Origin of the sequence: Amycolatopsis sp. FDAARGOS 1241 (assembly GCF_016889705.1) — a bacterium.
Taxonomy (GTDB): domain Bacteria; phylum Actinomycetota; class Actinomycetes; order Mycobacteriales; family Pseudonocardiaceae; genus Amycolatopsis.
In genome coordinates this window covers 4,085,136-4,102,304 of sequence record NZ_CP069526.1, presented here as the reverse complement: position 1 = coordinate 4,102,304, position 17,169 = coordinate 4,085,136, and the positions used below count along the sequence as shown (strand labels likewise).

At 71.5% G+C, this 17,169-nt stretch carries 15 protein-coding genes and 1 pseudogene; 7 read left to right on the top strand and 9 right to left on the bottom strand.

Annotated elements, in window-relative coordinates:
- Positions 1-19 precede the first annotated feature (19 nt).
- Positions 20-1,341, top strand: a pseudogene (locus I6J71_RS20195) (IS701 family transposase).
- On the opposite strand, the gene I6J71_RS20190 reads toward I6J71_RS20195, so the two are convergent.
- The gene (locus tag I6J71_RS20190) at positions 1,338-1,946 is read right to left on the bottom strand and encodes a dihydrofolate reductase family protein (RefSeq protein ID WP_204096127.1); all 609 of its coding nucleotides are present in this window, start codon (positions 1,944-1,946) and stop codon (positions 1,338-1,340) included. The pseudogene I6J71_RS20195 and the gene I6J71_RS20190 sit on opposite strands and share 4 nt — an antisense overlap.
- 115 nt (positions 1,947-2,061) lie before the next feature.
- Between I6J71_RS20190 and I6J71_RS20185 the strand changes: the two genes are divergently transcribed.
- Both I6J71_RS20185 and I6J71_RS48450 read left to right on the top strand, forming a co-directional pair.
- Positions 2,062-2,937 carry a LysR family transcriptional regulator gene (locus I6J71_RS20185; RefSeq protein WP_204097151.1) on the top strand — a complete coding sequence of 292 codons (876 nt, stop codon included), beginning with the start codon at positions 2,062-2,064 and terminating at the stop codon, positions 2,935-2,937.
- Positions 2,938-3,109: 172 nt separating this feature from the next.
- On the top strand, positions 3,110-3,337 hold the full coding sequence (locus tag I6J71_RS48450) for a hypothetical protein (RefSeq protein WP_239155075.1): 228 nt from the start codon (positions 3,110-3,112) through the stop codon (positions 3,335-3,337).
- A 299-nt stretch (positions 3,338-3,636) separates the two neighbouring features.
- Here the strand turns inward: I6J71_RS48450 and fdhD are convergent, their stop codons facing one another.
- The 4 genes from fdhD to I6J71_RS20160 all read right to left on the bottom strand — a co-directional run bounded on the left by fdhD (position 3,637) and on the right by I6J71_RS20160 (position 7,838).
- Positions 3,637-4,488 carry a formate dehydrogenase accessory sulfurtransferase FdhD gene (fdhD, locus tag I6J71_RS20175; RefSeq protein WP_204096126.1) on the bottom strand — a complete coding sequence of 284 codons (852 nt, stop codon included), beginning with the start codon at positions 4,486-4,488 and terminating at the stop codon, positions 3,637-3,639.
- Positions 4,489-4,504: 16 nt separating this feature from the next.
- The gene (locus I6J71_RS20170; RefSeq protein WP_204096125.1) at positions 4,505-5,860 is read right to left on the bottom strand and encodes an OFA family MFS transporter; all 1,356 of its coding nucleotides are present in this window, start codon (positions 5,858-5,860) and stop codon (positions 4,505-4,507) included.
- A gap of 100 nt (positions 5,861-5,960) precedes the next feature.
- Positions 5,961-6,869: an MBL fold metallo-hydrolase gene (locus I6J71_RS20165; protein ID WP_204096124.1), complete on the bottom strand. Its 909-nt coding sequence runs from the start codon at positions 6,867-6,869 to the stop codon at positions 5,961-5,963.
- A 39-nt stretch (positions 6,870-6,908) separates the two neighbouring features.
- Entirely contained in the window at positions 6,909-7,838 is a 930-nt protein-coding gene (locus I6J71_RS20160; protein ID WP_204096123.1) for a LysR family transcriptional regulator, read from the bottom strand.
- An 82-nt stretch (positions 7,839-7,920) separates the two neighbouring features.
- On the opposite strand from I6J71_RS20160, the gene I6J71_RS20155 reads away from it, so the two are divergent.
- The 3 genes from I6J71_RS20155 to I6J71_RS20145 are packed head-to-tail and all read left to right on the top strand — an operon-like array spanning position 7,921 to position 11,305.
- Complete coding sequence (locus I6J71_RS20155) at positions 7,921-8,631, top strand: succinate dehydrogenase cytochrome b subunit (protein WP_239155073.1); 711 nt, start codon at positions 7,921-7,923, stop codon at positions 8,629-8,631.
- Positions 8,619-10,562 carry a fumarate reductase/succinate dehydrogenase flavoprotein subunit gene (locus I6J71_RS20150; RefSeq protein ID WP_370542165.1) on the top strand — a complete coding sequence of 648 codons (1,944 nt, stop codon included), beginning with the start codon at positions 8,619-8,621 and terminating at the stop codon, positions 10,560-10,562. The genes I6J71_RS20155 and I6J71_RS20150 overlap by 13 nt, the downstream gene beginning before the upstream one ends.
- Entirely contained in the window at positions 10,559-11,305 is a 747-nt protein-coding gene (locus I6J71_RS20145) for a succinate dehydrogenase/fumarate reductase iron-sulfur subunit (RefSeq protein WP_204096121.1), read from the top strand. The genes I6J71_RS20150 and I6J71_RS20145 overlap by 4 nt, the downstream gene beginning before the upstream one ends.
- Here the strand turns inward: I6J71_RS20145 and I6J71_RS20140 are convergent, their stop codons facing one another.
- The 3 genes from I6J71_RS20140 to I6J71_RS20130 form a co-directional block, all read right to left on the bottom strand.
- Positions 11,306-12,247 carry an alpha/beta hydrolase gene (locus I6J71_RS20140; protein ID WP_204096120.1) on the bottom strand — a complete coding sequence of 314 codons (942 nt, stop codon included), beginning with the start codon at positions 12,245-12,247 and terminating at the stop codon, positions 11,306-11,308.
- 105 nt (positions 12,248-12,352) lie between these two features.
- The gene (locus I6J71_RS20135; protein WP_204096119.1) at positions 12,353-13,342 is read right to left on the bottom strand and encodes a PucR family transcriptional regulator; all 990 of its coding nucleotides are present in this window, start codon (positions 13,340-13,342) and stop codon (positions 12,353-12,355) included.
- Positions 13,343-13,363: 21 nt separating this feature from the next.
- Entirely contained in the window at positions 13,364-15,097 is a 1,734-nt protein-coding gene (locus tag I6J71_RS20130) for a pyruvate dehydrogenase (protein WP_204096118.1), read from the bottom strand.
- Between the two features lie 128 nt (positions 15,098-15,225).
- On the opposite strand from I6J71_RS20130, the gene I6J71_RS20125 reads away from it, so the two are divergent.
- Positions 15,226-16,134 (top strand): LysR family transcriptional regulator, encoded by a 909-nt coding sequence (locus tag I6J71_RS20125; protein ID WP_204096117.1) that lies wholly within the window; start codon positions 15,226-15,228, stop codon positions 16,132-16,134.
- Positions 16,135-16,200: 66 nt separating this feature from the next.
- Here I6J71_RS20125 and I6J71_RS20120 read toward each other — a convergent pair whose 3' ends face one another.
- Complete coding sequence (locus I6J71_RS20120) at positions 16,201-17,058, bottom strand: SAM-dependent methyltransferase (protein ID WP_204096116.1); 858 nt, start codon at positions 17,056-17,058, stop codon at positions 16,201-16,203.
- Between the last annotated feature and the right edge of the window lie 111 nt (positions 17,059-17,169).

Below are 17,169 nucleotides of genomic sequence, written 5' to 3'. Positions count from 1 at the left end.
GGTTCTCGGTCTTGTGTGGGTGGATGAAGACGTCTCGGCGTGGGCGGCGGGCCTGGAGGGGTTGTTCGGGCGGGTGGCAGGCCGGTTCTTCCGGGCCGAGCCTCGCCGACGTGCCCGCGCTTACGTGCGAGGCTTGTTAGCGCCGTTGGCGGACAAGAACGGCTGGACCCTGGCCGAGATCGCGGGAGACACAACCCCGGATGGCATGCAGCGGCTGCTCAACGCCGCCGCCTGGGATGCCGACGGTGTCCGCGACGACGTGCGGGCCTATGCCGTGGAACACCTCGGCGGCCCGGACGGTGTCCTGGTCGTGGACGAGACCGGATTCCTCAAGAAGGGCACCAAATCCGCCGGGGTGCAGCGGCAGTACTCCGGGACCGCGGGCCGGATCGAGAACTGCCAACTCGGCGTGTTCCTCGCCTACACCACAACGAAAGGACGCACTCTCGTCGATCGCGAGCTATATCTGCCGAAATCCTGGATCGCCGACCGCGAGCGTTGTCGCGACGCGGCGGTGCCGGACGAGGTCGAGTTCGCGACGAAGACCACGCTGGCCAAAGCGATGCTCGCCCGCGCGTTCGCGGCCGGTGTCCCCGCACGATGGGTGACCGCTGACGAGGCGTACGGCCAGGACAACAAGTTCCGATCCTGGCTGGAACAGCGAAACATCGGCTACGTGGTCGCCGTCCCCCGCAGTCAGCCCTTGCCCGCCGGCGGCTTCGCCACCGCACGAGCGGATCACCTCGTCGCCCAGGCACCACCCGAGATCTGGAAACGCCGCTCGGCGGGTGACGGCGCCAAAGGACCACGACTCTACGACTGGGCCACCGCCACGATCCCCACGATCGGCGAGCACACCCCCGACGGGTGGACTCGACGCCTGCTCGTCCGTCGCCAGATCACCCGCACCGGAGTGGAACCCGAACTCGCCTACTACCTGTGCTGCGCCCCCGCGACCACGCCGGACGAGGAGCTGATCCGGGTCGCGGGGGCCCGCTGGGCCATCGAGGAATGCTTCCAGACCGCCAAGAACGAAGTCGGCCTTGACCACTACCAAGTCCGGCGTTACGACGCCTGGTATCGCCACATCACCCTGGCCATGCTTGCGCACACCTACCTCGCGGTCACGGCAGCGGTGTCCCCAAAAGTCCTGGCCGCGGCCTCATCCCGCTCACCCTCGGCGAAGTCCGCCGTCTGCTGGCACATCTGATCCACACCGCACCACACTGGCGTCCGATCCTGACCTGGTCACACTGGCGACGACGTCACCAACACCGCGCGAAGACCAGCCACCACCAGCGAAGACAGCACAAATATCACGAAGTGCGGCTGGAGTACTAGCCCCGGCGCACGGGATAACGCAGGTGCAGCACCCCGTCGCCCGGCACGACGACGTCCGGATCACCGAGCATCGAGTGTCCGTCGGCGAAGGCACCGAAGTACGGCTTGCCCCGGCCGAAGACGACCGGCACGACGTCGATCGCGACGTGGTCGACGAGGCCCTGCGCCAGCGCCTGCCCGCCGACGTCACCGGCGCCCACGCCGATGTCGCCGTCCCCGGCCGGCTCGCGCGCCCGGGCGAGGCCCTCGGCCACCGAACCGGCGAAGTGGTACGGCGCCTCCGGGTGCCAGCGCACCGGCCACGGCCGGTGCGACACGACCACGACGTGGTCGCTCGCGGGCGGGTGGCCCTCCCAGCCGTTGGTCAGGTCGAACTGGTGCCGCCCGACGACCGGCACCTTCTGCCGCGCCCACAGCCCCCGCACGTACTCGGCCGAAGCCGTCGAGACGCGGAACGGCGCGCCGCCGTGCACTTCGGCGTGGTCGTCCTCGACGAGCGGGTGGTCACCGCTGAAGTACCACTCGTGCAGCCGCCCCACGTCGTCGTGCTCGTCGGCGATGTAGCCGTCCAGTGATGCCACCGCGTGCAGGTACGCCGTCCCCATCGCTGCCCCTCCTCCGGGCCGGATCACCAGCCTCCGCCCGAACCGCGCGGCGGGCAACCGGATCGTCCGGATCGATCTGTCCGGGGCGGGCTCGCCCGCGGGAGGATGAACTGCGCTGCTACGCCAACTGGAGCACCTCGTCGCCCTGGCCCGGGAACGGCACTTCGCCCGGGCCGACGCGTGTCACGTCTCGCAGCCCTCGCTCTCGGCCGCGATCCGCAAGCTCGAACACGAACTGGGCGTGCCCATCGTGCGCGGGGGCCGGCGGTTCGAAGGACCCACGCCCGAAGGCAAGCGGGTGCTGCTGTCGGGCCACCGCATCCTCGCCGAGTGCGACGCGCTGCGCCAGGACCTCTCCACGATGCGCAGCAGTCTCTCCGGTGTGCTGCGAGTCGGCACCATCCCGACGTCGCTGACGCCCGCGACGCTGCTGACGACGCCGTTCTGCGAACGCCACCCGCACGCGCGCGTCACGCCGGAATCGCTGTCCTCACGGGAGATCATGCGCCGGCCGGCGGAGTTCGAACTGGACATCGCGCTGACCTATGTGGACCACGAGGAGCTGGGCGCCGTCCGGACGGTCCCGCTCTGCGAAAAGCGCTACCTGCTCCCGACGCCCGAGAACGGTGAGCTCGCCGACCGGCCGCGCGTGCGGTGGGCCGAGGCGGCGACCGTGCCGCTGTGCCTGCTGGGCTCTCAGCTGCGCAACCGCCGGATCCTCGACGGGTTCTGCGCCGCCGCCGGCGCGTCGGTCGTCCCGGCGATCGAGCCCGATACCGTGTCAGGGCTGTCCGCGCACGTCGCCGCACGCCGGTGGTCCAGCGTCATCTCGCACGCCTGGCCGCACATGTCGGGGGTACCTCCGGGCATGCGCGTCGTGCCCCTGGAGAACCCGGCGCGGCCGCCGCAGATCGGGCTCGTGCTCGCCGACCGGGATCCGGTGCCTCTGTCGAGCGCCTTCGGGGACGCGAGGGTCTGCCCGCCGGGGTAGCCGCCGAGGCGGGGCAGATCGTCGCGCGTAGGTCTTGGGGTACCCGCCGAGTCTCGGGTGAGCTCGGCCTGCGCGAGTTCCTGGAGAACCGGGGCCACCGGCCGGTCGTCACGTCCGACAAGGACCGCGCAGGCTCGGTGTTCGACACGAGGAGCTGCCCGACGCGGATGTCGTGATCTTTCAGCCGTTCTGGCCCGCCTACCTCACCCCGGAGCGGTTCGAGAAGGCGAAGAACCTCAAGCTCGTGATCACCGCCGGCATCGGTTCGGACCACACGGACCTCGATGCGGCCATCGCGCACGGCGTGACCGTCGCGGAAGTCACCTACGCCGACAGCGTCGGCGTGGCCGAGCACGTCGTGATGACGGTCCTCGCCCAGGTGCGCAACTACCCGCAATGAAGCGTGGCGCACCATGCCCCACCACGGCATGACGCCCCACACCTCGGGCTCCACGCTCTCGGCCCAGGCCCGGTACGCGGCGGGCACACGCGAATCCTCGAATCGTGGTTCGCGGGCACGCCGATCCCCCATGAGTACCTGATCGTCGACGGCGGCACCCTGGCCGGCGCCGGGGCGCACGCGTGTTCCACGAACCGCTGAGCTCGGCCAAAGCAGGGCCCCTCCGCCACGACTGCCCCGTGGCGAAGGGGGTTTCCCCGTGCGCGCGTGCCCGCCGCGGTGCGGGCACCCGAGCGGGCTCAGTGGCCGACGAGCTGCCGCGGGTCGTGCAGGCCCAGCCGGTCGGCGCGCGTGTAGACGTTCATCGAGGAGCCGCGCAGGAACCCGACGAGGGTGAGGCCGAGCTCCTCGGCCAGCTCCACCGCGAGCGACGACGGCGCGGAAACCGCCGCCAGCAACGGGATCCCCGCCATCGCGGCCTTCTGGACCAGCTCGAACGACGCCCGTCCGCTCACCATCAGCACCGTGCCGGCGAGCGGGAGCCGGCCTTCCCGCGCGGCCCAGCCCGCGACTTTGTCCACGGCGTTGTGACGGCCGACGTCCTCGCGCACACACAGGAGCCGGCCCGTGCCGTCGAACAGCCCGGCCGCGTGCAGGCCGCCGGTGCGGTCGAAGACCTGCTGGGCCGCGCGCAGCGCGTCGGGCAGCCCCGCGAGCAGGCCGGGGCTCGCCGAGAGGGGGTCGTCCTCGACCGGCCACGGCACCGTGGTGCGCACGGCGTCGAGGCTCGCCTTGCCGCACAGGCCGCACGAGGACGTGGTGTAGAAGGTGCGCTCGATCGACGGGTCGGGCAGCGGGACGCCGTCGCGCAGGAGGACGTCGACGATGTTGTAGGTGTTCGAACCGTCCACTGTGGCCCACGCGCAGTAGCGGATACCCGCCACGTCGGCGCCCTGGCTCACGATGCCCTCGCCGACGAGGAAGCCCGCCGCGAGGTCGAAATCGCTGCCGGGCGTGCGCATGGTGATGGTGAGCGCGCGGCCGGCCACGCGGATCTCCAGCGGCTCCTCGGCGCTGAGCGTGTCGGGACGCATCGTCAGGTTTCCGTCGACGACGCGGAACACGCGGCGTCGGCTGGTCATCCGGCCCACGGGGCCACCTCCGGGTTCAGCGCGCGGGGAGCAGGGACTTGGGCCGGCCCGGCTGCGCGAGCCGTCCGGTGAGGACGGCGCCGGCCAGGCTGAGGACGCCGGCCGCCGCGAAGGCGCCGAAGTAGCCGTGCGCGGCGACCACCAGCGCGGCGAGCCCGATGCCGAGCAGGGCGCCGACGGCCTTGGCGCTGTAGAGGACGCCGAAGTTCTGCAGGGCCGAGTCCTCGCCGAAGTACTCGCGCACTAGCCCGGTCAGCAGTGTGTAGCAGCACCCGTTGCCCAGGCCCGCGAGCGCGGCGCCGAGCACGAGGCCCACGGCGTGGCGGTGCTCGCCGGAGTAGAACAGCACGAACTGCCCGACCGCACCGGCGATCAGGGCCACCTGCAGGATCCGGCGGCGGCCCAGCCGGTCGGACAGCCACCCGAGCAGCACGCGCCCGGTGCCGGTGAGGCCGGCCAGCACCGCGAGCGCGACCGCCGCGAGGCCGGTGCCACCACCGCGTTCCGCGACGAACGTGGCGAGGTAGGCGAGGTCGAACAGCAGCACGGCGGCGGCGAGCACCACCGTGAGGTAAAGGGCGAGGGTGGTGCCGCAGCGCAGCAGTTCGGCCGGGCGGTAGTGGCGGATGGCCGGGCGATTGGCGGACACGCTGCGGTTGCGCACCTTGTCGCGCGCCCACTCGCGCGGGTCCGGCGCGCCGGCCGGCCACCAGTGCTGCGGCGGGTAGCGCAGCAGCACGCCCGAACCCGCGACCACGATGAGCACGACCGCCGCCGTGACGTCGAGCAGCACCGCGCGGTTGCCGGCGGTCAGCGCGAACCCGGCGACGAGCACGAACGGCACGCTCCCGTAGGCGAACGCACCGCTCACCGCGCCGACGCGCGTGGCTGCGCGGTCGGGGAACCAGCGCATCACGGCGCCCACGCACGTGCCGTAGACGAGCCCGGTGCCGATGCCGCCGAGCAGCGAGTAGCCGGCGAACACGACCGCGAGGCTCGTCGCGTGGCCGAGCGTCACGAGCCCGATCGCGCACAACAGGCCGCCCAGCACCACGGCCGCCTGCGGCGACAGCCGGCCGCGGTCGCGCAGCCAGGCCACCGGGAACACGACGCTGGCCTGCGCCACCGCCCACACCGCCAGCGACACCACGACTTCGGTGAACGTCCAGCCATGCGCGCCCGTCAGCACGGGCGCGATGGCGCCGAACCCGTACTGCTGCAGCCCGGCCGCGAACATCGCCGCGCCGCTGAGCCAGAGCATCCAGCTGCGCGGCCGGCCGAGCAGCTCCAGATCGCTCTCGCCGACCCGGTAGCGGCGTCCGTAGACGTCCAGCAGTTCCCGCACTGCGGGCGTGGTCAAGGGCTCGGACATGGCGTCACCCACTCGACTGGATGTTGTATGCAGTATGGAGTAGTCCGGTTATAGCACCCGTGCTTTCGCCTGTCCACGGCCGTACCCCGGCGGGCGGAACTCAGTCCGTGAGCACTCGCGGTGCCGGCAGCACCGCCTCCGCCTCGACCGGCTCCCAGTACCGCAATCCGTCGGCACCCCGGGTGACGCGGCCGAAGGCCTGGTCCCCGAAGTGGAACGCGAAGCCGATCGTCCCCGGCTGCTCGAGTTCGGTGACGATGCGGCTGCGCGCCGCCAGAACACCGGCCGTGTCGACGTCGGGGCGCGACGGCCAATCGGGGTGGGTGAGCTGGGCCGGGAGGTGGAAGACGTCGCCGAACGCGAGGACGCGCTGGGCGCCGGCGTCGACGAGGTAGGAGGTGTGGCCCGGGCTGTGGCCGGGCGTCACGACGGCGCGCACGCCCGGGAAAACCTCCTCGCCGTCGGCGATGAGCCGGTGCGAGCCGGCCAGCGGCTCGATGACGTCGCCGCGCGCCGGGGCGCCGGGGATAAGCTCGCCGCGCTCGTGCGGCGCCCACTCGGCGCCCGCCACCAGGTAGGCCGCCGCTGGGAAGAACCTGCGGCCGCCGGAAAAGGCCCAGCCAGTGTGGTCGACGTGCAGGTGCGTGAACGCGACCGCCTCGATGTCTTCGGGCCGGTGTCCGAGGGCCGAGAGCGTTTCGGGCAGCGCGCCGGAGTCGCAGTAGCCGACTGTCTCCCCCTCGACGAGTACCGGGCTGCGGACGTCCCCGAGGCCGGCGTCGACCAGGAACACCTCGCCGTCGCGTTCGACGAGCAGGCCACCGGCGGACATCGCGACGCGGCCCTGCGCGTCGAGCGCCTCCGGGTGCTCCGTCCAATACGAATCCGGCACCCCGCCGAAGAACGCCTTGCGCACCATCGCCATCGCGCCGTCCACCACGTAGGTGAACCGCACGCCGGCGATCTCCAGCACCCGCACCGCCGACTGCTCGTTCAGCGCACCCGCCATCGCCCGCTCCCGTCCTCGGCTGAGATGATCATGCCGCGTTCAGCGGCCGACGAGCGAGCGGATGCCCGCCGGGAGGTGACCGAGCCCACTTTCGGCCCGGAGGAACCGGACAATCGCCTCCTGCAGCGCCCGCGCGGCCCGGGGCAGCTCGACGTCGCGGCGATACGCCAGCCGGACGACGCGGCTCAGGCCGGGTTCGGTGAACTGCGTCATCCGGAACCGCTCGCCCACCACCGTGCTCGGCACCACGGCCAGCCCGATGCCCGCCTGCACGAGCTCCAGCACGGCGTCCATCTCGCCGCCCTCGATCGCGAAGACCGGGTCGAACCCTTCGGCACGGCAGGCGTTCACCGTCGCCTCCCGCAGGTCGTAGCCCCGGCGGAACATCACCAACGGGCGGTCGGCCAGCTCGCGGATCGGGAGCCGGCCGCGGGCCGGGGCCGGCGCGTCCTTCGGCGAGATCACCACCAGCTCTTCGACGAACAGCGGGGTGCTTTCGAGGTGCCGGTCGTCGCGCACCCGGCTGTCGACGATCATCGCGAGGTCGAGCGCGCCTTCCGACAGCTCGGTCTGCAAGTTGCGCGAACCGCTTTCGTGCAGCACGAGTTCGATGCCGGGGTAGGCGCGGCGGAAGGCGGCGAGCATCACGGGCAGCAGGCCCGTGCACAAGCTCGGCGTCGCACCGAGCCGGACCCGGCCGCGGCCGAGCTCGTCGAGCTCCCGGATCGCGCGGTAGGCCGCCTCGGTCTCGGCCAGGATGCGCCGCGCGATCGGCAGCAGCGTCTCGCCGGCCTCGGTCAGCGTCACGTTGCCGCGGACGCGGTGGAACAGGGTGGCGCCCACGTCGCGCTCGAGCGCACGGATCTGTTGCGACAGCGACGGTTGCGCGACCCGGGCTTGTTCGGCCGCCCGGGTGAAGTGCCGGGTCTCCGCCACCGCGACGAAGTACGACAGCTGCTGGAACTGCATGCACCCATCATAGGCGGTTCCTCTCATGACAAGAGGAAGGATGTGTTTGCCCTCTCGTCGGACCGGCCTTAACGTCGAAGCCGTGGCAAGTCAACTCGCCACCGCGCGGCGAAAACGCCCGGCGGTGCGGCTCTTCTGGGAATCGACGATCGGCAAGAAGGTCGTGATGGCGGCGACCGGACTGCTGTTCGTCGTCTTCTTGCTCGCGCACATGGCCGGCAACCTGAAGATCTTCTTCGGCCCCGAGGACTTCAACCACTACGCGGCCTGGCTGCGCACGATCGGCGAACCGGCGCTGCACAGTTCCTGGTACCTGTGGGTGCAGCGCACGGCGCTGATCGTCGCACTCGTGCTGCACGTCACGGCCGCGGTGCAACTGTCCAAACGCGACCGTCGCGCGCGCCCGGTGCGCTACGTCCACGGTCAGCGCCCGCGCGCCAGCTTCGCGACGCACACGATGCGGTGGGGCGGCGCGACGCTCGCCGTGTACATCGTGTGGCACATCCTGGACCTGACCGTCGGCGTGGCCAACCAGGACTTCGTGCGCGACGAGCCTTACCACAACGTCGTCGCCGACTTCCAGGTCTGGTGGGTCAACGTCATCTACATCGTGGCCCTGCTGATGCTCGGGCTGCACATCAACCACGGCTTCTGGAGCGCCGCGCAGACGCTCGGCATCAGGAGCGCGACCAAGGACCACACGATCAAAACCGTCGGCACCGTGCTCGCCGTGGTGATCACCGCCGGGTTCCTGATCGTACCGATTTCCGTCATGACCGGATGGGTGAGCTGAGGATGCTCGAGTACACCATCGGCGACCCGATCGCCGACGCCACCGCCCCGAGCGGGCCGATCGAACGGCGCTGGGACGAGCGCAAGTTCGCGGCAAAGCTGGTGAACCCGGCCAACCGGCGCAAGCACCGCGTGATCGTGGTCGGCACCGGCCTCGCGGGCGGCTCGGCCGGCGCGACACTGGCCGAGCAGGGTTACCACGTCGTGCAGTTCTGCTTCCAGGACTCCCCGCGCCGCGCCCACTCCGTCGCGGCGCAAGGCGGCATCAACGCCGCGAAGAACTACCGCAACGACGGCGACTCCGTCTACCGCCTGTTCTACGACACCGTCAAGGGCGGTGATTTCCGCTCCCGCGAGTCCAATGTGTACCGGCTCGCGCAGGTCTCGGCGCAGATCATCGACCAGGCCGTCGCCCAGGGGGTGCCCTTCGCCCGCGAGTACGGCGGGCTGCTCGACACCCGTTCCTTCGGCGGCGTGCAGGTGCAGCGCACCTTCTACGCCCGCGGCCAGACCGGCCAGCAGCTGCTCATCGGCGCCTACCAGGCCCTGTCGCGGCAGATCGACGCCGGCAACGTCGAACTGCACCCGCGCACCGAAATGCTCGACCTCATCGTGGTCGACGGCCGCGCCCGCGGCATCGTCGCCCGCGACCTGGTCACCGGCGAGGTCACCACCCACCTGGCCGACGCCGTCGTGCTCGCCACGGGCGGCTACGGCAACGTGTTCTACCTGTCCACCAACGCCAAGGGCTCCAACGCCACCGCGATCTGGCGCGCCCACAAACGCGGCGCCTACTTCGCCAACCCCTGCTTCACCCAGATCCACCCGACCTGCATCCCGCGCTCGGGTGAGCACCAGTCCAAGCTCACGCTGATGAGCGAGTCCCTGCGCAACGACGGCCGCATCTGGGTGCCGAAGGAAAAGGGCGACCCGCGGCCGCCGGCCGAGATCCCCGAAGCCGAGCGTGACTACTACCTCGAACGCCTCTACCCCAGCTTCGGCAACCTCGTCCCGCGCGACATCGCCTCCCGCGCCGCCAAGAACATCTGCGACGCCGGCTACGGCGTCGGCCCCGGCGGGCTCGGCGTCTACCTCGACTTCGCCGACGCCATCTCCCGCATGGGCCGGGCGGCCGTGGAAGCCAAATACGGCAACCTCTTCGACATGTACCAGCGCATCACCGCGGAAAACCCGTACGACGTCCCGATGCGCATCTACCCCGCCATCCACTACACCATGGGCGGGTTGTGGGTCGATTACGATCTGCAGAGCACCATCCCCGGCCTGTTCGTGATCGGCGAAGCCAACTTCTCCGACCACGGCGCCAACCGCCTCGGCGCGTCCGCGCTCATGCAAGGCCTCGCCGACGGCTACTTCGTGCTCCCCGCCACGCTCAACGACTACCTCGGCCAGGGCCGCCTCGACGAGGTCGCCCCCGACGACCCCGCCGTCACCCAGGCCGAGACCGCGGTGGCCGACCGCATCACCCGGCTGCTCGCGGTCAACGGCACCCGCAGCGTCGACTCCTTCCACCGCGAACTCGGCCTGATGATGTGGGACCACTGCGGCATGGCCCGCACCGCCGAAGGCCTGCGCAAAGCCCTCGACCGCGTGCCCGAACTGCGCGCCGAGTTCTGGCGCGACGTGCGCATCCCCGGCACGGGCGCCGAACTCAACCAGGAGCTCGAAAAAGCCGGTCGCGTCGCGGACTTCCTCGAACTGGCCGAGCTCCTCCTGCTCGACGCGCTCGTGCGCGAAGAATCCTGCGGCGGGCACTTCCGCGAAGAACACCAGACCCCCGACGGCGAAGCCCAGCGCGACGACGAAAACTTCGCGCACGTCTCCGCCTGGGAATACGGCGAGAAACCCGTGCTGCACAAGGAACCCCTGAACTTCGACTACGTCCACCCCACCCAGCGGAGCTACACGTGAAACTCACCGTACGCGTCTGGCGCCAGCCCGGCCCCGACAGCGAAGGGCACCTCGTCGACTACCCGGTCGACGGCGTCAGCCCCGACATGTCGTTCCTCGAAATGCTCGACACGCTCAACCAGAGCCTCATAGAAGCCGGCGAACAGCCGGTCGCCTTCGACCACGACTGCCGCGAAGGCATCTGCGGCTCCTGCGGTGTCGTCATCAACGGCCAGGCCCACGGCCCCGAAACCACCACGACCTGCCAGCTGCACATGCGGGCCTTCACCGACGGCGACGTCATCGACGTCGAACCCTGGCGGTCGGAGGGCTTCCCCGTCATCAAGGACCTCGTCGTCGACCGCTCCGCCTTCGACCGCATCGTCCAGGCCGGCGGTTACATCACCGCACCCACCGGCGCGGCCCCCGACGCCCACGCCACCCCCGTCCCGAAGCCCGACGCCGACCTCGCCTTCGACAACGCCACGTGCATCGGCTGCGGCGCCTGCGTCGCGGCCTGCCCCAACGGCTCGGCCATGCTCTTCACCGCCGCCAAGGTCAGCCACCTCAACGCCCTCCCCCAGGGTCAGCCCGAACGCGAGCAACGCGTGCTCGACATGGTCGACGCCATGGACGCCGAAGGGTTCGGCGGCTGCACCAACACCGGCGAGTGCACCCTCGCCTGCCCCAAGGGGATCCCGCTGACGAGCATCACCACGCTCAACCGGGAGTTCCTGCGGGCGGCGCGGAAATCGCGCCGGTGATCACTCCGCGAGCACGCGGCGCAGCCAGTTGACGCGGCTCGCCCGGGCCTCGCGCGCCATCGGGGCGTGCGGCACCACCTCGTCGAACCCGTGGCAGCCACCGGGCCACACGTGCAGCTCGGCCTGCCCGCCCGCCTGCCACAGCCGCGAGGCGTAGGCGACGGCCTCGTCGCGGAACGTCTCGACGGAACCGACCTCGAGGAACGCGGGCGGCAGCCCGGAAAGGTCGGTGGCTCGGGCCGGGGCCGCGTAGGGCGAGACGGCCGGGCCACCGGCTGCGGCTCCCAGCAGGGCCGACCAGCCGGTGGCGTTGGAGACGCTATCCCACACGCCTTCGCCGACCAGCTCCGTGCTCGAGGGGGTGCTCGCGCGGTCGTCGATCATCGGGCACACCAGCAGCTGGCCGCGCAGACGCGGGCCGCCGCGGTCGCGCGCGAGCAGCGCGGTGGCGGCCGCGAGTCCGCCGCCGGCGACCACGAGCCGGTCCGGGTCGATGCCCAGCTCGGCGAGGTGGTCGCCGAGCCACGTCAGCCCGGTGTAGCAGTCCTCGACGGGCGCCGGGTGCGGGTGCTCGGGCGCGAGCCGGTAATCGGCGCTCACCACCACCATCGGGAGCTCCGCCAGCCAAGCCAGTGCCCAGTCGGCGCCGGTGCGGTTGTTGCCGGCCATCATGCCGCCGCCGTGCAGGAAGTACACCCCCGGCAGCGGCACGGCCGGGTCGCTGCCTTTCGGCCGCAGTACGAGCAACGGCACGCCGTTGCCGTCCACCTCCTCGGCGTCGGCGTGTTCGCGGATCTCGGCCAGGCTCATCGTGTGACCCGCGGCCGTCAGCTCGCGCAGACGTCCGATGAGGTCCGGCGTGACGGACGACGGCAGCGCGGAGTTCACGGCCACGAGCGCCGCGGCGATCTCCGGGTCGAACGGCGGGTGCACCTTCGTCATCGCTGTTTGCTTCCTGTGTTGGCCGGTTCGTCGTCTGCGACGGTAGAGCCCGACCGCTCGCCGCGGCAGCCGTCAGGCGGCGGCCGCGCCCCGCCACGTGGCGGGTCAGCGGGTGCGGCGAAACCGGCGCAGCGCCAGCGCGATCGTCAGCCGGGTCCGGCCGGCGGGGGTGGCGGGGCCGTAGCCGAGCTCCGCAGTGAGCAGATCGACACGGCTCTGCAGCGTCGAGTGGTGCACGGGCACGACGGCCGCCGCCGCTCGCAGGCTCGGCTCCGCCGCGACCGCGGTCAGGGTTTCGAGCGCCCATGGGTGCGCGGCCAGGACGCGCTCGAGCAGCGTCACTTCGGCGACGGCCGCCTGGGTGTCACACCCTTCCGCGAGGGCCAGCAGGCCGCCCAGCGCGGCGGCGTCCACATGAGACGAGCCGGGCTCACCGTCCGCGGTCAGCCGGAAGGCGAGCCGCGCCTGCTCGTAGGACCACGGCAGGTCACGTAGTCCGGCGGCCGATCGTGCGCCGGTGGGCGAGCCGGCCGGTGCGACGGTGACGTCGAGGTCGCCCAGCCGCGCCGCCCCGGGCGGACGGGGGCCGCCGGTGCTGACCGTGACGGTGAAGACGCCGTCCACCGCCAGCCCCGCGCGGCGCGCCGCGCGGACGCGGGTGTCCTCGTCGGCGCCGGCGTCGACGAGAACTTCCACCGCGGCGGGATCGCCGTTCGCCGCGCCGGGCCCGGTGCGGTCCAGCACGATCCGGACGGTCGTGGCCAGCCGCTCGGCGAGCACCCGGTCGAACTCCGCCTGGCCGGGCTCCGGCACGGACCGTTCCACCCAGGCGAGCGCACCCGGATACCCGGGCAGCGGCACCGAAAACCCGCTCGGCTCGCCCGCCACACGCCGACCGTCGGGCTCCACGCGCACCCGCAGCCGCCGGCCCGGGACGACGAGACCCGCGGGGCAGCCGGCGAGCACGGCGGCGGCCCGCACCGTCGCTTCCAGCCCGGCGCGGGCCTCCACCAGGGCGTCGAAGTGGGCGATCACCTGCAACGCGGCCCCGGCCCCGGGGTCGACCGCCCGCATCCGCCCAGCCAGCTCACGCACGGAGCCAGCCTACGGGGCTTCTCAGAACCCCGGCGTGTTGCGCAGGTTGGTGCGCGCCAGCTCGATCATCTTGCCGACACCGCCGGTGAGCACCGTCTTGCTCGCGCCGAGCGCGAAGCCGCGCACCTGGGCGCCGGTGATGTGCGGCGGGATCGACAGGGCGTTCGGGTCGGTCACCAGCTCGACCACGGCGGGCCCGGGGTGGACGAACGCCTTGGCCAGTGCCTCGCGGACCTCACGAGGGTCCTCGACGCGCGTCGCGTGGATGCCGCACGCCTGGGCGATCGCTGCGAAGTTCACCGGCGCGTGGTCGGTGCCGAAGTCGGGCAGGCCGTCGACGAGCATCTCCAGCTTCACCATGCCCAGCGTCGCGTTGTTGAACACCACGACCTTCACCGGCAGGTCGTAGGCCGACAGGGTCAGCAGGTCGCCCATGAGCATCGCCAGCCCGCCGTCACCGGAGATCGACACGACCTGGCGGCCCGGTTCGGCGAACTGCGCCCCGATCGCGTGCGGCAGCGCGTTGGCCATGCTGCCGTGGCGAAACGAGCCGAGCACGCGCCGGCGGCCGTTGGGTATGAGGTAGCGCGCGGCCCACACGTTGCCCATGCCGGTGTCCACGGTGAACACCGCGTCGCCGTCGGCGACCTCGTCGAGGATCGACGCCGCGAACTCCGGGTGGATCGGGCGGCGGTGCTCGATCTTGGTGGTGTACGCCGCCACCCGCTTCTCCAGCTTGCGCACGTGCTCACGCAGCATGCGGTCCAGGTAGGACCGGTCCGTGCGCCGGCGCAGCAAGGGCAGCACGGCCTTGATGGTCTCCTTGACGTCGCCGTGCACCGCGAGCTCCAGCGGCGTCCGGCGGCCCAGCCGCGCGACGTCGGTGTCGACCTGGATGGTGCGGGCCTGCGGGAGGAAGTTGTCGTACGGGAAGTCAGTGCCCAGCAATACGATCCGGTCGGCGGCGTGCATCGCGTCGTAGCAGGCGCCGTAACCGAGCAGGCCGCTCATGCCGACGTCGAACGGGTTGTCGTACTGGATCCACTCCTTGCCGCCCAGCGAGTGGCCGATGGGCGCGTTGAGCCGTCCGGCCAGCGCCATGACCTCGTCGTGGGCGCCACGCGTGCCGGCCCCGGCGAAGAGCATGACCTTCTCGCCGGAGTTGAGCAGGCGGGCCAGTTCCTCGATCGTCTCGGCGGGCGGCACCACGGGCGACGGCTTGACGAGCTGGACCTTCTCCACCCCGGTGTTCACGGCCTTGCGGTCGGCGATGTCCCCGGGGATGGTCAGGACCGACACGCCGCCCTTGCCGTACGCCGTCTGCATCGCGATGCGCAGCATCCGCGGCATCTGCTCCGGCTGCGACACGAGCTCGCTGTAGTGGCTGCACTCGGTGAACAGCTGCTCCGGGTGCGTCTCTTGGAAGAAGCCGGTGCCGATCTGGGCCGACGGGATGTGGGAGGCGATCGCGAGCACGGGCGCGCCGCTGCGGTGGGCGTCGAAGAGGCCGTTGATCAGGTGCAGGTTTCCCGGCCCGCAGCTGCCCGCGCACACGGCGAGCTTCCCGGTCGTCTGGGCTTCGGCCGCGGCCGCGAACGCCGCGGCTTCCTCGTGGCGCACGTGCACCCACTCGATGCCGTCGATGCGGCGGACCGCGTCGACGACCGGGTTCAGGCTGTCGCCGACGATCCCGTAGATCCGTTCCACGCCCGCGTCCCGCAGGGTGCGTACGAGCTGTTCGGCCACAGTGGGCATGAGCCGCTCCTCTCTCGAAAACCCGGAATCACCGGCACGTCCTTGGCCTCTTTTCAGCATGTGCCGCCAGTACGTATGCGTCCAATGCCTCTTTTTCCTAGAACCCATGACGTGGCAGTATGGACGACATGGACCTGCACGTTCTGCGGCTCTTCCAGGAGGTGGCGCGCGGCGCGACGGTCACCGGCACCGCGGCCCGCGCGCGGCTCACGCAACCCGCGCTTTCCCGTGCCCTGCACCGGATCGAGCGCGAGGCGGGGGCCGCGCTGTTCCAGCGTTCGGGCCGCGCGCTGCGGCTCACGCCGGCCGGGCACGCGTTCGCCGCGCACGTCGACGCGATCCTGGAGCGCTACGACGAGGGGCTTCGGGCCGTCGCGGAGGCTGTCGACCCCGAGGCGGGCGTGGTTCCGCTGGCGTTCCTGCACACCTTCGGCACTTGGCTCGTGCCCCCGGTGGTGAGCAGTTTCCGCACCGCGCACCCGCGCGCGCGGTTCGAGTTGCGCCAGCACGGCGAAGAGGGCCTGGCCCGCGAACTCCTCGACGGCACCGCGGATCTCGTGCTCACCAGCGGCGATCCGGGTGATCCGCTGATCAGCTGGGTGCGGCTGCTGGAGGAACCACTGCTGCTGGCCGTGCCGCACCGCCACCGGCTCGCACGCCGCAAACAGGCGCGGCTCGCCGACGTGGCCGAGGAGACGTTCATCGTGCTGCGGCCCGGCTACGCGCTGCGCGAGACCACCGAGCGGCTCTGCGCGCAGGCCGGGTTCACCCCGCGAATCGGCTTCGAGGGCGAAGAGGTCGAGACGCTGCGGGGGCTCGTGACGGCAGGTCTCGGCGTTTCCCTGCTGCCGCTCCCCCACACCGCGACGTTCCCTCCGGAACCCGCCCAGCCGGCGACACCGCACCTGCGGGTCACGGACGTCTCCGCGGCTCGCGACATCGGGCTCGCTCAGCTCGCGGGCCGCGTCCTGCCGCCGGCGAGCGCGCGGTTCCGCGAGCACGTCCTGGCGACGGCGCCGCGAACACTGCCGGCGTAGTTCTGTTCGGGCACAACAAAAATCCCCGGCACCGCACGGCTGCCGGGGACTCGTCGCACCGTCGGGTCAGGGCTTGCGGCCGACCACACCCGCGACGCACTTGGCGGAGTCGGACAGCGGCACCAGGCGCGGACCGTCCGGCCACCACTCGTCGCAGACCGACAGGCCCGGGCCGGAGGTCGCGTTGGGTGGCAGCAGTTCCAACCCCGGGAGCATCGCTTCGATCTCCGCGCGCGTGCGGAAGCGGCCGGCGCCGAGCGGGCCGGAGACGAGGATCTCCTCGATGCGCTTCGCGACGGCGGTCAGCTCCGGCACCTCGGGGTCGTAGAAGTGCGCGAGCGCGACGAACGAACCCGGGGCGAGGGCGTCGATGTACTGGCGCATCACGTCGATCGCGCCGTCCCCCTCGAAGTGGTGCATGGTGGCGATGTGCAGCAGGCCCAGCGGCTGGTCGAAGTCGATGTACTCGCGCACGGTGTCGTTCTCGAGCACCTTCGCCGGCTGGAAGATGTCGGCGTCGACCATGTGCGTGTAGTCGTTCTCGGCCAGCAGCGCGCGGCCGTGGGCGAGCACGACCGGGTCGTTGTCGACGTACACCACGTGCGCGTCGCGGTGCGCGCGCTGCACGATCTGGTGCGTGTTCTCGGCCGTCGGGAGGCCGGAACCGCAGTCGAGGAACTGGCGGATGCCGGTCTGGTTCGCGAGCAACCGCAGCGCGCGGTTGTGGAAGCCGCGGTTGCCCCTCGCGATGTGCACCGCCTCGGGCACGGCCCTGTTGATCTTCTCCATGACCGCGCGGTCGACCTCGTAGTAGTGGTTCCCGCCGAGGAATCCGTCGTAGATCCGCGCGATGCTCGGCCGGTTCGGATCGACGCCCACCGGGACCTGGCTGGGCGACAGCGTGGACGGCGGAGCGCTGGGCATGGGCACCTCGCAAGGCGGCTCGGGGCGGCATTGGCCCACTCAGAGTAGTACCCCGACCCCCTCCGGTTACGCCAGGTCGCCCGTTCAGCGGCAGGCCGGTGCACAGATCGG

What these genes read in the sequence shown, in the direction of transcription:
- I6J71_RS20190 (WP_204096127.1), bottom strand. Translation starts at nt 1,946, where the DNA reads ATGGGGACGGCGTACCTGCACGCGGTGGCATCACTGGACGGCTACATC.
- I6J71_RS20170 (WP_204096125.1), bottom strand. Translation starts at nt 5,860, where the DNA reads ATGTCCGAGCCCTTGACCACGCCCGCAGTGCGGGAACTGCTGGACGTC.
- I6J71_RS20165 (WP_204096124.1), bottom strand. Translation starts at nt 6,869, where the DNA reads ATGGCGGGTGCGCTGAACGAGCAGTCGGCGGTGCGGGTGCTGGAGATC.
- I6J71_RS20160 (WP_204096123.1), bottom strand. Translation starts at nt 7,838, where the DNA reads ATGCAGTTCCAGCAGCTGTCGTACTTCGTCGCGGTGGCGGAGACCCGG.
- I6J71_RS20150 (WP_370542165.1), top strand. Translation starts at nt 8,619, where the DNA reads ATGGGTGAGCTGAGGATGCTCGAGTACACCATCGGCGACCCGATCGCC.
- I6J71_RS20140 (WP_204096120.1), bottom strand. Translation starts at nt 12,247, where the DNA reads ATGACGAAGGTGCACCCGCCGTTCGACCCGGAGATCGCCGCGGCGCTC.
- I6J71_RS20130 (WP_204096118.1), bottom strand. Translation starts at nt 15,097, where the DNA reads ATGCCCACTGTGGCCGAACAGCTCGTACGCACCCTGCGGGACGCGGGC.
- I6J71_RS20125 (WP_204096117.1), top strand. Translation starts at nt 15,226, where the DNA reads ATGGACCTGCACGTTCTGCGGCTCTTCCAGGAGGTGGCGCGCGGCGCG.
- I6J71_RS20120 (WP_204096116.1), bottom strand. Translation starts at nt 17,058, where the DNA reads ATGCCCAGCGCTCCGCCGTCCACGCTGTCGCCCAGCCAGGTCCCGGTG.